Source organism: Streptacidiphilus alkalitolerans, from assembly GCF_042511045.1.
Lineage (GTDB): Bacteria > Actinomycetota > Actinomycetes > Streptomycetales > Streptomycetaceae > Streptacidiphilus > Streptacidiphilus alkalitolerans.
Map to the genome: position 1 here is coordinate 31,780 of NZ_JBHEZX010000029.1, position 12,293 is coordinate 44,072.

General features: G+C 74.9%; 9 protein-coding genes. 2 read left to right on the top strand and 7 right to left on the bottom strand.

Translation table 11 applies throughout. From position 1 onward, the window contains the following. Positions 1–97: 97 nt before the first annotated feature. Genes ACEZDG_RS36865 through ACEZDG_RS36890 form a run of 6 tightly spaced genes read right to left on the bottom strand, consistent with a single transcriptional unit; the run spans position 98 to position 5,183 of the window. Positions 98–1,303 (bottom strand): AI-2E family transporter, encoded by a 1,206-nt coding sequence (locus ACEZDG_RS36865; protein WP_380519142.1) that lies wholly within the window; start codon positions 1,301–1,303, stop codon positions 98–100. Between the two features lie 39 nt (positions 1,304–1,342). Further along, positions 1,343–1,537 (bottom strand): DUF3046 domain-containing protein, encoded by a 195-nt coding sequence (locus ACEZDG_RS36870; RefSeq protein WP_380519143.1) that lies wholly within the window; start codon positions 1,535–1,537, stop codon positions 1,343–1,345. Between the two features lie 28 nt (positions 1,538–1,565). Then, the gene (locus tag ACEZDG_RS36875) at positions 1,566–1,871 is read right to left on the bottom strand and encodes an AzlD domain-containing protein (protein ID WP_380519144.1); all 306 of its coding nucleotides are present in this window, start codon (positions 1,869–1,871) and stop codon (positions 1,566–1,568) included. Continuing rightward, positions 1,868–2,647: an AzlC family ABC transporter permease gene (locus tag ACEZDG_RS36880; protein WP_380519146.1), complete on the bottom strand. Its 780-nt coding sequence runs from the start codon at positions 2,645–2,647 to the stop codon at positions 1,868–1,870. The genes ACEZDG_RS36875 and ACEZDG_RS36880 overlap by 4 nt, the downstream gene beginning before the upstream one ends. Continuing rightward, positions 2,598–3,506, bottom strand: a complete 909-nt coding sequence (locus tag ACEZDG_RS36885; RefSeq protein ID WP_380519147.1) for an AraC family transcriptional regulator — start codon at positions 3,504–3,506, stop codon at positions 2,598–2,600. The genes ACEZDG_RS36880 and ACEZDG_RS36885 overlap by 50 nt, the downstream gene beginning before the upstream one ends. Positions 3,507–3,554: 48 nt before the next feature. Continuing rightward, positions 3,555–5,183: an MFS transporter gene (locus tag ACEZDG_RS36890; protein ID WP_380519148.1), complete on the bottom strand. Its 1,629-nt coding sequence runs from the start codon at positions 5,181–5,183 to the stop codon at positions 3,555–3,557. Positions 5,184–5,315: 132 nt separating this feature from the next. Between ACEZDG_RS36890 and ACEZDG_RS36895 the strand changes: the two genes are divergently transcribed. Further along, positions 5,316–5,948: a TetR/AcrR family transcriptional regulator gene (locus ACEZDG_RS36895; RefSeq protein ID WP_380519150.1), complete on the top strand. Its 633-nt coding sequence runs from the start codon at positions 5,316–5,318 to the stop codon at positions 5,946–5,948. Here the strand turns inward: ACEZDG_RS36895 and ACEZDG_RS36900 are convergent. Further along, positions 5,909–7,393, bottom strand: a complete 1,485-nt coding sequence (locus tag ACEZDG_RS36900; protein ID WP_380519151.1) for a S8 family peptidase — start codon at positions 7,391–7,393, stop codon at positions 5,909–5,911. The genes ACEZDG_RS36895 and ACEZDG_RS36900 overlap by 40 nt on opposite strands. 121 nt (positions 7,394–7,514) lie before the next feature. On the opposite strand from ACEZDG_RS36900, the gene ACEZDG_RS36905 reads away from it, so the two are divergent. Next, positions 7,515–12,206: an ATP-dependent helicase gene (locus tag ACEZDG_RS36905; protein WP_380519153.1), complete on the top strand. Its 4,692-nt coding sequence runs from the start codon at positions 7,515–7,517 to the stop codon at positions 12,204–12,206. Positions 12,207–12,293 lie beyond the last annotated feature (87 nt).

Here is a 12,293-nt window from a genome sequence, read left to right on the forward strand (position 1 = left end):
GCTTCATCACCAAAGACGCTAGCGCGCACCACTGACATTCGGTCGCCGTCGGGGCCCACGCCTGTGGATAACCCGCTCCGACCCACTATAGAGAACATTAGTTCGAATTATCCCCGGAGTCCCCGTCCGACACGTGCTGCTCGTCCTCCGTTCCGCCCCGGCGCCGCCGCCGGACCGGGTCGCGGAGCCGGTCCGTGGGCGGTTCCACCAGCTCGTAGCGGCGGATGTAGGTGCTGATGAAGCCCTGCAGGGTCGCCGTGACCGGGATCGCGATCAGCGCGCCGACCGCGCCCAGCAGGGCCGCGCCGGCGATGACCGAGCCGAAGGCGACCGCCGGGTGGATCTCCACCGTCCTGGCGGTGATCCGGGGCTGCAGCAGGTAGTTCTCCACCTGTTGGTAGGCGACCACGAAGACCAGGATCCAGACCGCGTCCACCGGGTCCACGGTCAGCCCGACCAGCATCGGCAGCGCCCCGGCCAGATAGGTGCCGATGGTCGGCACGAACTGGGAGACCACCCCGACCCAGATCGCCAGCGGACCCGCGTAGGGGATGCCGAGCAGCCACAGCAGCACGAAGTGGGCGGCGGCGGAGGCGACCGCGAGCAGGGCCCGCGAGTAGAGGTAGCCGCCGGTCTTCTCGATGCCGAGCTCCCAGGCCCGCAGCACCTCGGCCTGCCGGGCCGGCGGCAGCATCGAGCACAGCACCCGCCGCATCCTGGGCCCGTCCGCGGTGAAGTAGAAGGTGAACAGGGCGATGGTGAACAGCTGGAAGACCCCGCCGAGCAGGGTGCTGGAGACACCCCAGATGTTGTTGGCCGCCTTCTGCGCGTACTGCTCGATGCTGCCCGCGTTGTTCAGCACCATCTGCTGCAGCTTGTCCAGCGAGACGTCCGCGTGGAAGGTGCTGTTGATCCAGTTGATCAGCGAGTCCAGCAGGTGCGGGAGTTGGGCCGCGACCTGGCCGACCTGGTCCACCAGCAGGGTCACTATCGCGGCGACGAATCCCAGCCCGAGCACCGCGGCGACCAGGAAGACCAGGAAGGCGGCCAGGCCGCGCCGCATGCCGCGGGCCGCCATCCAGGTGACGGCCGGCTCCATCGCCAGGGAGAGCACAAAGGAGACCAGCAGGGTCGACAGAAAGCCGGTGAGCTGCAGAAAAGCCCAGCTCACCAGCTTGAACGCGCCGACCAGCAGCAGCGCGGTGACGATCGCCCGGGGCAGCCAGCGCGGCATGCCCCCGGCGCCGGTACCGTCGCCCGCGCTGTCGCCGGGCCGTTCGGAGGTCCCACTGCTGCCTGCCACAGGCCCCAGTGTGTAGTACGGCGCCCAGCAGGACGACGGTCAGCGCGCCGAGGCCGGGACGTCCATCGCGGCGCAGACCGCGCGCCAGACGTCCTTGGCCTCCCAGCCGGCGTCCAGCGCCTGGTGCACGGTCCGGCCGCCGAGCTCGGTCATCACATAGTCACGCGCGAAGCTGTCCGCGTACGTCGCCCCGAAGTGGGCGTTCATCCTTTTCCAGAACTCCGTCAGACGCATGGCCCCCAGTATCGCGCGGGCTCCCGCGTCAGCACAGCCGCACCAGCGCGGTGACCACCACCGCCACCAGCACCACCGCCAGGAACGGCGCCCGCCGCCACAGCGCGAGGCCGGCGGCGGCCAGCCCGGCCGCCCTCGGGTCCAGGGTCAGCCCGTGGGTGCCGCGGCCGAAGGTCTGCAGCGCGGTCAGCGCCGCGAGCAGGGCGACCGGCGCCAGCGCGGCGAAGCGGCGGACGGCGGGGCGGTCCAGCAGCCCGGCCGGAACCGAGAGGCCGAGCAGCTTGCAGAGGTAGCAGCCCGCGGCGGTGAGCAGCACAGCGGTCCAGACGTTCATGCTGTGTCCTTCCCCCGGGCAGAGCGCAGCCCGCGCAGCAGTGCCACGGCCGGCACCGCCAGCACCGCGAGCAGCACCGGCACCCCGGCCGGCAGCAGCGGTACCGCGGCCAGCGCGAGCAGCGCGCCGAGCAGGGCGACCGAGCGCTCCTCGCCGCCCTCCCGCAGCCGGGGCCAGAGCAGGGCCAGGAAGACCGCGGGTCCGGCCGCGTCCAGACCGTAGCGGCCGGGGTCGCCGAGCGCCCCCGCGCCGACCGCCCCGGCCAGCGTGGTCAGGTTCCAGACCAGGTAGAGGCTGACCCCGGTGACGGTGAAGCCCAGCCTGGCGGAGCGCCGGTCCGGCTGGACCAGGGTGACCGCGGTGGTCTCGTCGATCACCAGCTGTGCGGCGAACGGCCGCAGCGGGCGCGGGAGTTGAAGCCTCGGGCCGAGCCGCAGCCCGTACAGGGCGTTGCGGACGCCGAGGAAGAGCGCCCCGGCGACGGCGGCGAGCGGGGCGGCGCCCGCCGCCAGCGCGCCGACCAGGGCGAACTGCGAGGCGCCGGTGAAGACCAGCAGGCTGAGCGCGCAGGTCTGCCAGACCGTCAGCTGCGCCCCGGCTCCGGCCACGCCGAAGGCCAGTCCTGACGCCCCGACGGCCAGGCCCACGCCGAGCGCGTCCCGGACGACGGCCGCGTCGGGACGCGCCCGCGCCGTCCCGGGGTCACCCCCGGGGTCACTCCCGGGGTCAGTGGTCGTGCCGGTCGGGGAGGAGTCGGGCGGGTGGAGTGCTGTCATCCGGCCATGCTGGCGCGGGGCCCGCCGCCAGGTCTTGTACGTTCCTGCGCGCACTGCGGTAGGCGCCGGGCGGGACGCCGACGATGCGCCGGAAGTGCCGGGTGAGGTGGGCCTGGTCGACGAAGCCGACGGCGACGGCCGCCTCGGCGGGCATCGTCCCCCGGTCGAGCAGCCGGCGCGCCGTGCTGATCCGGTACTGGGTGAGCCAGGCGTGCGGCGGCAGCCCGTAGGCCTCGCGGAAGGCCCGGAGCAGCGGGAACGGCCGGGCGCCGACGGCCGCGGCGAGCTGGTCCAGGGTGGGCGGGTCGGCCAGGTCGGCGGCGAGCAGGTCGCGGGCCCGTCCGGCCGCCTCGCGGCCCGCGGCGGCGGGCGGGGCAGCCGGACCGCGGACGCTGGTGTGCAGCCGGACCGCTCTGGCCAGGGTCAGCCGGAGCAGGGTGCTGGCGGCCAGGGCCTGGTTCTGCCCGGCCGCCCGGTGCACCCGGCCGATCAGCCGGGACAGCTCCGCGTCGACGGCGACGGCGCTGCGGAAGCCGGGCGTTCCGGCCGGGGCGCCCAGCTCGGCGGCCACCTCGGTGACGCTGCCGACGCTGGGGTAGAGCACCTGGTAGGTCCAGCCGCCGGGGGCTCCGGCGTGGCCGGTGTGCAGGGTGTCCGGATCGACCAGGGCGAGGCTGCCGGCCACGGCCGTCTCCACCGTCCCGCGGTGGTGGAACGACTCCACCCCGTGGGTGATCGCGGCGATGACATAGCTGTCGTGGGTGTGCTTGCCGAAGTTGTGCCGGACGTAGTGGGCGTCCAGCAGGTCGACCTCCGGCAGGGACGGGTGGGTCCAGTGGTACGCGCGTTCCTCGCTCATGGCAGCCTCCCCTGCCCACCCATCCTCGCACCGCCCGGCGCCGGGCGGTCAGGCCGGACCGGCGGCCCCCGCTCCGGTGGTCTGCGTTCCGGCGGTCTCCGCACCGGCCAGCGCGCTCTCGTGCAGGTCGCCGCGGCGGATCAGGGCGAAGGCGATCAGCGCGGCGACGGCGGCCACCGCCCCGCAGCCGACCAGCACCTGGTCGAGGCCGTGCACAAAGGCGGTCCTGGCGGCCTCGGCGACCGGCTGGGCGACGCCCTTCGGCAGCGTACGGGCGAGCTGGTCGCCCGCTCCGGCGGCCACGCCCTTGCCGAAGGCGTGCGCCTGCGGGCCGAGCGCGCTGCCGGCCGGGGAGACGGCGAAGGCGCTGACCACCCGGTGCTGGAACATGGCGCCGAAGCCGGCGATCCCGACCGCGATGCCGACCTGCTGGAAGGTCTCGCCCATGCCGGCCGCCATCCCGGCGCGTCCCGGTTCGACCACGGCGATGGAGAGCGAGGCGCGCGGCGGGTTGAACATGCCCATCCCGGCGCCGGTCACGACCATGCTGGGCAGCAGCGCGGTCCAGGAGCTGTGCACGTCCACCAGGGCGACCAGGGCCAGGCCGACCGCCATCAGGGTGAGCGCGGTGCCGACCAGGATCCGGGGCGGCACGGCCACGGTGAGGCTGCCGGTGACCGCGGCCACCACGAACAGGGTGAGCGTCAGCGGCAGGAAGCGCAGCCCGGCCTGCCAGGGCGAGTAGCCGAGCACGTTCTGCACGTAGGAGACCTGGAGGAAGATCGCCGACATCCCGGCGGCGTTGCCGAGCAGGGTGGCGGCGGAGATGCCGTTGAAGGTGCGGATCCGGAACAGCGAGAGGTCCAGCATCGCGTCGGCCCCGGCCCGGCGTTCGATCAGCACGAACAGGGCGAGCAGCAGCACCGAGCCGGCGAACATCCCGAGGATCGGCGCACTGGTCCAGCCCTCGGCCTCGCCGCGCAGGAAGCCCAGCACCAGCAGGGTCAGCGCGGTGCAGAACACCAGCAGCCCGGCCCAGTCGATCCGGTGCGCGCCGGGTTCGGTGGACTCGCGCAGCCGCAGCGCCCCGAGCACCATCGCGGCGGCGCCGATCGGCACATTGACCAGGAAGATCCAGCGCCAGCTGAGGCCGTCGGTGAGGCCGCCGCCGATCAGCGGGCCGAAGGCGATGGCCAGCCCGGACACGCCGCCGAAGACCCCGAAGGCCATCGCCCGGTCCTTGCCCCGGAACTCCTGCCCGAGCAGCGCCGGGCCGACCGCGAACAGCACGGCGGCGCCGATGCCCTGGGCGCCCCGGGCGAGGTTGAGCTCCAGGATGCCGGGGGCGGCCCCGGCGGCCAGCGAGGACAGGGTGAAGATCGCGAACCCGGCGATGAAGACCCGCTTGCGGCCGATCCGGTCGGCCAGCGACCCGCCGGTGAGCAGGAACACCGCGAGGGTGAGGGCGTAGGCGTCGAGCACCCACTGGAGGTCGGAGAAGCTCGCGTGCAGGGTGTTCCGCAGGTCGGGCAGGGCCACGTTCACCACGGTCAGGTCGAGCATCAGCATGAAGGTGGCGATGGAGACGATCCCGAGGGTCCACCAGCGGTGGGCGCCGCGGGCCCGGTCGGCGGCGGCGCCGTCCGGGGGGTGCGTGGTTTCGACGACGGCAGACATGGCTGTCCCCCTGAAAGTGAGTAGAATACGAGTCATGACTCGCTTTCGATGGGCCGAGAATACGAGTCTTTGCTCGCATTAGTCAACGCACCTAGACTTTGCCCGGGTCGGATCGGGACGACGGAGGCAGGGATGGCACAGCAGGCAGCAGCCGCACCGAAGCGGCGGCAGGCACGCGGCGAGCGCCGGATCGAGGAACTGCTCGACGCCGCGGGGCAGGTGTTCGCCGAAAGCGGCTACTCCGCGACGACCACCAACGCCATCGCCGCCCGGGCCGGGGTCTCCCCCGGCACGCTGTACCAGTACTTCCCCAACAAGGACGCCATGGCCGACGCCCTGGCCGGGCGATTCGCCGTGGAGCTGGCCCGGCAGCAGGCCCTGCTCGCCCAGCCGGACCTGCTCGCCCTCCCGCTGGACCAGCTGCTGTCCCGGCTGCTCCGGCCGATGCTGCGGTTCCAGCGGGAGAACCCGGCCTGCCCGGTGCTGTTCCTCGGCCCGGACACCCCCCAGCGGCTGGCCGACGTCCACGCGCCGCTGCACGCCGCCATGCTGGCCGGGGTGGCCGACCTGCTCGGCACGCTGGCGCCGCGGCTGCCCGAGGCCGACCGGAACCGCGCCGCCGAGGTCGCGGTGCACCTGTTCAAGGGCTCACTGCCGCTGATCGTGGCCGCCTCCCCGGAAGAGCTGCCCGCCCTGGAGGACGAGGTGATCAGGGCACTGCTGGCCTACTTCAGCGCCTTGGTCGGCAGTTCCACCAGCCCGTAGCCGTAGTACGCCGCCCCCGGGCAGCCGCTGCCGCCGACGTGCCCGGACGGGCAGTCCTCCGGCACCGCCTCCCGCTCCAGCAGCCGGGCCAGCTGCGCGCCGGTGGCACCGGGGTGCCGGGCCGCCTCCACCGCCGCCGCGCCGCTGACATGGGCGGCGGACATGGACGTCCCGGCCAGGGCCGCGTAGCCGCCGCCCGGCCAGTCGGAGACCACCGCCTGGGCCGGACCGCCGTCCGGGTCGCCGCCCGGGGCGGCCAACTGCACTTGGCCGCGGCCCCAGTTGGAGTAGCCGGCCAGGCTGCCGTCCTGGTCGACCGCGGTCACGTCCAGCACCCCCGGCAGGCCGCCGGGCAGCCGGATGCACTCCGTGCCGAGCCGCCTGCTGACCGGCGGGACGCCGGCCACCCGGTCGTTGGGGCTGCGGTCGTCGGTGCGCGGCCCGTCCAGGTCCTGGCCGTCGTTCCCGGCCGAGGCGACCACCAGCGCGCCCTTGTGCTGGGCGTAGCGGACGGCGCGGCCGACGGCGGTGGTGACCGCGGCCTGGTCCGGGTTGTCCGGGCAGTTGTACTTCCAGGGGTCGGCGAAGTAGCTGTCGTTGATCACCCGGGCGCCGTGGTCGGCCGCCCAGAGGAAGCCGCAGACCAGGTTCTCGCCGTAGTACTGGCCGACCGCGCCGAGCAGCCGGACCGCCGCGATCCGGGCGCCGGGGGCCACCCCGAGCACGCCGTCGCCGCTGCGGTTCCCGGCGATGATGCCGCTGACATGGGTGCCGTGGCCGCTCTCCCCCACCTTGGGGTCGGGACGCCAGGCGCCGGGGCTGCTGTCCGGGCTGCCGGTGGCGCAGGAGGCAGAGCGGGCCGGATCGACCGCGCTGCGCAGGTCCGGATGGGTGTCGTCGACCCCGGAGTCGAGCACCGCGACCACCACGTCGCGCAGGGCCGGGGAACGGACGCCGGCGGCCGGGCCCATCATCTTCAGGTTCCACTGCCGGGCCCCGTGCGGGTCGGCGGCCGGCGGGGTGTCGTCCCCGGGGAGGGCGTCCTGGGCCGCGGCGCTGCGGGCGGCGGGGGGCGGAGCCGGGGCCGGGGCGCCGACCGCCTCGGCGTCGGAGCCGCCGTCGCTCATCGGCGCGGTGCGGGTGGCGCCCACGGCCAGGATGTCGGGGGCGCTGCGGGCCCGGGCGGCGAAGTCGCCGGCCGCGTAGGCCAGGACCGTGCCGATCTGCGGGTACGCCTGCACCACCCGGCCCCCCGCCTGCTGCACCGCCAGCTCGGCCGCGGGGAGGCCGGCCGGGCCGTCCTCCCTGGCCACCACCAGGTAGCTGAGCGACAGCGCCGAGGCCCCGCTGTCGAACGGGACCTCGCCCCCGAGCAGCAGCGCGGCCAGGACCAGGACCACGGCGGAGCGGGTGAGGCGTGAGCCCGCACTGGTGGTCCGCCGCACCGCTGCCTCCACCGCTCGGGAAGTCTCCGACCCTCAAGCGGAATCAGAGATATTCATACGATATGAGCGGATATGGGATCACGCCTGCGGGCTTGTCAGTGGGACGGTGCACCATGAGGACATGGCCGGACCGGAGCAGCGACCCCCCACGCCCAGCGCAGCCGACCCGCTGGCGGGCTTCGGCGCGCCCGCGCGGGCCTGGTTCACCGGCGCCTTCCCGGCGCCCACCACCGCCCAGGCCGGGGCCTGGCAGGCCATCGCCGAGGGCTCCGACGTCCTGGTCGTCGCCCCCACCGGGTCGGGCAAGACCCTCGCCGCCTTCCTCTCCGCGCTGGACCGGCTCTCGCTCACCCCGCCGCCCGCCGAGACCCGCAAACGCTGCCGGGTGCTCTACGTCTCCCCGCTCAAGGCCCTGGCGGTGGACGTGCAGCGCAATCTGCGCGCCCCGCTGGCCGGGCTGCGGCAGGCGGCGCAGCGGCTCGGCCTGCCGGAACCGGAGATCGAGGTCGGCATCCGTTCGGGCGACACTCCTCCGGCCGAGCGGCGGCGCTTCGCCACCCATCCGCCGGACATCCTGATCACCACCCCGGAGTCGCTGTTCCTGATCCTCACCTCCGCCGCCCGCGAGGCGCTGCGCGGGGTGGAGACGGTGATCCTGGACGAGGTGCACGCCGTCGCCGGGACCAAGCGCGGGGCGCACCTGGCGCTCACCCTGGAGCGGCTGGACCAGCTGCTGCCGGCCCCGGCCCGGCGGATCGGCCTGTCCGCGACGGTCCGTCCGGTGGACGAGGTGGCGCGCTACCTGTCGCCGCAGCGGAGGGTGGCGATCGTCCAGCCGCCCTCGGAGAAGCGCTTCGACCTGTCCGTGGTGGTCCCGGTGCAGGATCTGGGCGAGCTCTCCGGCGGCCGTCCGGCCGAGACCGACTCGCCCGAGCGCAACGCCTCGATCTGGCCGCATGTGGAGGAGCGGATCACCGACCTGGTCCAGGCGCACCGCTCCACCATCGTCTTCGCCAACTCCCGCCGGCTGGCCGAACGGCTCTGCGGCCGGCTGAACGAGATCGCCTTCGAGCGCACCACCGGCGAGTCCCTGGCCGACACCCACGCCCCGGCCGAACTCATGGCGCAGGCAGGGGTGAACAAGGGCGCGCCGCCGGTGCTGGCCCGGGCGCACCACGGCTCGGTCTCCAAGGAGCAGCGCGCCGACGTCGAGGAGCAGTTGAAGTCCGGGCGGCTCCCGGCCGTGGTCGCCACCTCCAGCCTGGAGCTGGGCATCGACATGGGCGCGGTCGACCTGGTGGTCCAGGTCGAGTCACCGCCCTCGGTGGCCTCCGGGCTGCAGCGGGTCGGCCGGGCCGGGCACCAGGTCGGGGCGGTGTCCCGGGGTGTTGTCTTCCCCAAGTACCGGGGCGACCTGGTCCAGGCCGCGGTGGTGGTGGAGCGGATGCGCAGCGGCTCGATCGAGTCGCTGCGGGTCCCGCGCAACCCGCTGGACGTCCTGGCCCAGCAGATCGTCGCGATCACCGCCCTGGACAGCTGGGACGTGGACGAGCTGCTGGCCCTGGTCCGCCGGGCCGCCCCGTTCGCCGCGCTGCCGGCCTCCGCGTTCGAGGCGGTGCTGGACATGCTGGCCGGCCGCTACCCCTCGGACGCCTTCGCCGAGCTGCGCCCCCGCGTGGTCTGGGACCGCGTCGCCAACACCGTCACCGGCCGCCCCGGCGCCCAGCGCCTCGCCGTCACCTCCGGCGGCACCATCCCCGACCGCGGCCTGTTCGGGGTCTTCCTCGCAGGTCAAGATCCCAAAAAGGGCGGCGGGCGGGTCGGCGAGCTGGACGAGGAGATGGTCTACGAGTCCCGGGTCGGCGACGTCTTCACCCTGGGCACCTCCTCCTGGCGGATCGAGGACATCACCCATGATCGGGTGCTGGTCTCCCCCGCCCCCGGCGTCCCCGGCAAGCTGCCGTTCTGGCACGGCGACTCGCTCGGCCGCCCGCTGGAGCTGGGCCGCGCCGTCGGCGCCTTCCTGCGCGAACTGGGCGGGCTGAGCCCGGCGGACGCCACCCTGCGGCTGCTGGGAGCCGGCCTGGACGACTGGGCCGCCTCCAACCTGCTCTCCTACCTGGACGAGCAGCGCAGGGCCACCGGCCACCTCCCGGACGACCGCACCATCGTGGTGGAGCGGTTCAGGGACGAGCTGGGCGACTGGCGGATCGTGGTGCACTCCCCCTTCGGCGCCCAGGTGCACGCCCCCTGGGCGCTGGCGCTGGGGGCCAGGCTGTCCGAGAAGCACGGCCTGGACGCCCAGGTGATGCACGCCGACGACGGCATCGTGCTGCGGCTGCCGGACGCCGACCTGCTGGACTTCCCCGACCCCGAAGCACCGCTCACGGCCGCCGCCGACGACGCCCCGATCGGCGCGGACGCCACCGTCTTCGACCCCGGCAGCATCGAACAGACCGTCACCGACCAGGTCGGCGGCTCCGCGCTGTTCGCCTCCCGGTTCCGCGAGTGCGCCGCCCGGGCGCTGCTGCTGCCCCGGCGCAGCCCGGGCCGGCGCACCCCGCTCTGGCAGCAGCGCCAGCGCTCGGCCCAACTGCTGCAGGTCGCCAGCGAGTTCGGCTCCTTCCCGATCGTTCTTGAGGCCGTCCGCGAGTGCCTCCAGGACGTCTTCGACGTGCCGGGTCTGGTCGAGCTGATGGGCGACATCGAGTCGCGCCGGGTCCGGCTGGTCGAGGTCACCACGCCGGAACCCTCGCCGTTCGCCCGCTCGCTGCTGTTCGGTTACGTGGCCCAGTTCCTCTACGAGGGCGACTCCCCGCTGGCCGAGCGCCGGGCCGCCGCGCTGGCGCTGGACTCCCGGCTGCTCGCCGAACTGCTCGGCCAGGCCGAGCTGCGCGAACTGCTCGACCCCGCCGTGCTGGAGCAGTTGGACGCCGAGCTGCGGCGGCTCACCCCGGAACGCCGGATCAAGGACGCCGAGGGCGTGGCCGACGCCCTGCGGCTGCTCGGCCCGCTCACCGGGGCCGAGCTGGCGGTCCGCGGCGGCGCCCCGGAGTGGGCCGCCGAGCTGGAGGCCGCGCGCCGGATCATCGCGGTGCGGATCGCCGGCGAGCAGCGCTGGGCCGCCATCGAGGACGCCGGGCGGCTGCGCGACGCCCTGGGCACCCCGCTGCCGGTCGGCGTGCCGGAGGCCTTCACCGAGCCGGTCAAGGACCCGCTCGGCGACCTGCTGGCCCGGCACGCCCGTACCCGGGGCCCGTTCACGGTGGCCGACGCGGCGGCCAGGTTCGGGCTCGGCCCGGCCGTGGTGCTGGGCACCCTGCAGCGGCTGGCCGGGACCGGGCGGCTGGTCCAGGGCGAGTTCCGGCCCGGCCGTTCCGGCGCTGAGTGGTGCGACGCCGAGGTGCTGCGGCGGCTGCGGCGGCGCTCGCTGGCCGCGCTGCGGCACGAGGTCGAGCCGGTCCCGCCGCGCGCCTTGGCCGCCTTCCTGCCGCAGTGGCAGCACCTGGGCGCGCACCGGCTGCGCGGCATCGACGGCCTGCTGCGGGCGGTCGAGCAGTTGCAGGGCTCGCTGGTGCCCGCCTCCGCGCTGGAGCGGATGGTGCTGCCGTCCCGGGTCGCCGACTACCAGCCGGCCATGCTGGACGAGCTGACCGCCTCCGGCGAGGTGCTCTGGTCCGGCGCGGGGGCGCTGGCCGGGAAGGACGGCTGGATCACGCTCTGCCCGGCCGACACCGCGCCGCTGCTGCTCCCGGCCGCGCTGCCGCTGGAGCAGTCCCCGCTGCACCGGGCGGTGCTGGCGGCGCTGGCGCCCGGCTACGGCCTGTTCTTCCGGCAGATCGCGGACCAGGTGGCCGCCCAGGGCCTGACCACGACCCCGCCGGAGCTGGCCGCCGCGCTGTGGGACCTGGCCTGGTCCGGGTACCTCACCAATGACACCCTGGCGCCGCTGCGCGCCCTGCTGGGCTCGGGCCGTACCGCGGGCTCCACCGCGCACCGGGCGCCCCGGGCCGCCCCGCGCCCCCGCTACGGCGGCAGCCGCCCCGCGGCCAGGACCACCGCCAGGGCCGGATCGCTGCCGACCACGGCCGGGCGCTGGTCACTGCTGCCGGTCCCGCTGGCCGACCCGACCCAGCGGGCGCACGCGCTGGCGCAGACCCTGCTGGACCGGCACGGGGTGGTGACCAGGGGCGCGGTCCAGGCCGAACGCGCCCCCGGCGGCTTCGCCGGGGTGTACCGGGTGCTGACCGCCTTCGAGGAGAACGGGCGGACCAGGCGCGGTTATGTGGTGGAGGGCCTGGGCGCGGCCCAGTTCGCCACCGACGGCGCGATCGACCGGCTGCGCGCCGTGCACAGCGCCGCCGAGCGCGGCGGCGGGCCGTCGGCGGACGGCTTCGGCGGCCCCGGCAGGCGGGACGGATCCTCCGGGGGGCCGGGCCCGGTGGCCACCGTACTGGCCGCCGCCGACCCCGCCAACGCCTACGGGGCGGCCCTGCCCTGGCCGGAGGCCCCGGCCGGCCCCTCCTCGGGCCACCGGCCCGGACGCAAGGCCGGCTCGCTGGTGGTGCTGCTGGACGGCGAGCTGGTGGTCTACCTGGAACGCGGCGGGAAGTCGCTGCTGTCCTGGGCAGAGGACCAGGACACCCTGCGGCTGGCCGCCGACGCGCTGACCCGGGCCCTGCACGAGGGCGCGCTGCCCGATCTGACCGTGGAGCGGATCAACGGCGAGGCCGCGCTCGGCTCGGCGCTCAGCGCTCCCTTCGAAGCCGCTGGATTCCATCCCACCACCCGCGGACTACGGCTTCGGTCCTAGAGACGGCCGAGGCCGGGGCCGGTGACCCCCGGCGGCGGAAGCGGGCGCTGTGCACCGGCAGCAGGCTCAGGGTCCAGCCCCCGGCGA